2 protein-coding genes are annotated in these 1,898 nt (G+C 57.7%); one reads left to right on the plus strand and one right to left on the minus strand.

The annotated features are described in order from the left end of the window. On the minus strand, positions 1–582 hold a 582-nt coding region (locus V7680_RS15555; RefSeq protein ID WP_335654162.1), incomplete at its 3' end, for an SDR family NAD(P)-dependent oxidoreductase. A gap of 169 nt (positions 583–751) precedes the next feature. Between V7680_RS15555 and V7680_RS15560 the strand changes: the two genes are divergently transcribed. Beyond that, positions 752–1,738, plus strand: a complete 987-nt coding sequence (locus V7680_RS15560; protein WP_335654163.1) for a dihydrodipicolinate synthase family protein — start codon at positions 752–754, stop codon at positions 1,736–1,738. Positions 1,739–1,898: the final 160 nt, after the last annotated feature.

Consider the following 1,898-nt stretch of genomic DNA (forward strand, 5'->3'; position numbering starts at 1 on the left):
CCGGGTGACATTGACCCCGCCCGGCGCAACGCAGTTCACGCGCACGCCGCTGGCTTCCAGTTCCAGCGACAAGGCTGCGGTCAGCGCGGCAACCCCGCCCTTGGCGGCGGCATAGGGAACCCGGTTCACGCCGCGCGTGGCCACGGAACCGATATTTACGATTGAACCGCGCCCGGCCGCGAGCATGTACGGCACCACCGCGTGACAGCACCAAAGCGTCGGCCACAGAGAACGGTTGATTTCAGCCACGATCTCGTCTGGGGTATAGTCCCAATAGGGTTTAGCCCAGATCGTGCCGCCAACATTGTGGACCGCCACGTCAATGCGGCCAAATTGATCGGCAACCGTCCGGTAAAGTTCGGTCGCTCCATCGCATTTTTCTAGGTCAAAAATGGCAGCGTGGACATCGGAGCCATTGGACCGCAGACGATCAACCGCAGCTCGCGTGGCGTCAGCCGCACGGTCGGCAAGGATCACGATCGCGCCTTCTTCGGCCAAACGCTGGGCTGTGGCCAGCCCGATCCCCTGGGCTCCGCCTGTCACAACCGCGACCTGATCGTCGAACCGTTTCGCAAAAGTCATGGTAGGGCTCCTTTGTCTTCCCGAGTTCAAACAATGATACGCAATGCAAGGCGGTTGCCTTGCCTATATTCGCAATCTATATCACTCAAGGAAATGCATTACGCAATGTAGAATGTCCCGGCGCTAAAGCGATTATCACGGGACCAGATATGCTAGGAGAGACACCAAGATGGTCCGTACACTCATGAAACCAGATGACATCAAAGGCGCCTGGGCGATTATTCCCACTCCGGCAATGGATAACGCCTCGGACTGGCGCGCGACAAAGACAGTTGATCTCGATGAGACAGCGCGTGTGGTTAACGGCCTGATCGATGCAGGGATCAACGGAATTCTCAGCATGGGTACGCTTGGCGAAGCGGCGACCATGACCCACGACGAAAAGCTTGATTTCATGAAGGCGCTGGTTGATGCCGCAGCCGGTCGGGTGCCGATCTTCGTTGGCACCACTTGCCTCAACACCCGCGATACCATCGCCTTGACCCGACAAGCGTTTGAACTCGGCGCGGATGGCACTATGCTGGGAATCCCGATGTGGTGCGCGCCCAGCCTTGATGTTGCTGTCCAGTTCTACAAGGACGTCGCTGAAGCCGTCCCCGAAATGAATATTGCAATCTACGCCAATCCGGAGGCTTTCAAGTTCGATTTCCCTCGCCCATTCTGGGCCCAAGTAGCTGAAATTCCGCAGGTCGTCACCGCGAAGTATATCGGTGTCGGCAATCTGCTGGCGGACCTTTCGGCGATCCGCGGTCGGATCAAATTGCTGCCGATCGACTTCGACTATTACGCTGCCGCGCGGATGGACGATTCGATCGACGCTTTCTGGTCCAGCGGCTCTGTGTGCGACCCGTTGGTGACCACAACGATTCGCGACAATATTTTGCAAGCCCGCGAGACTGGTGACTGGAGCGCGGCACGCGCTTTCCAGGCGCGACTCGGGCCGACGGCAGCGCCGCTGTTCCCCAACGGCAGCTTCAAGGAATTCTCGACCTACAACATCGCGCTTGAAAAAGCGCGCATGAATGCCGGCGGGTGGATGAATGCCGGCCCGGTTCGGCCGCCATACCATCTTTGTCCGGAACCGTATCTCGAGGGAGCACGCCAGTCAGGCAGAATGTGGGCCGAACTTGGCAAGGCACTCGCGGCCGAAAAATGAGATAAATGGGATAATTGGGAGAGAACGGATGACCGACTTAAAACTGCCGTGGCCAAAAAACTATAATGAAGTTCCAAAAGAAGCCTTCGTTCGCAAGGACATCTATGCGGAGGAGGTCAAGCGCATTTTTCATGGCACCGAATGGCACCCGGTGGCTCAT

The sequence above is a fragment of the Parasphingorhabdus sp. genome (assembly GCF_036963705.1).
Taxonomy (GTDB): domain Bacteria; phylum Pseudomonadota; class Alphaproteobacteria; order Sphingomonadales; family Sphingomonadaceae; genus Parasphingorhabdus.

What these genes read in the sequence shown, in the direction of transcription:
- V7680_RS15560 (WP_335654163.1), top strand. Translation starts at nt 752, where the DNA reads ATGGTCCGTACACTCATGAAACCAGATGACATCAAAGGCGCCTGGGCG.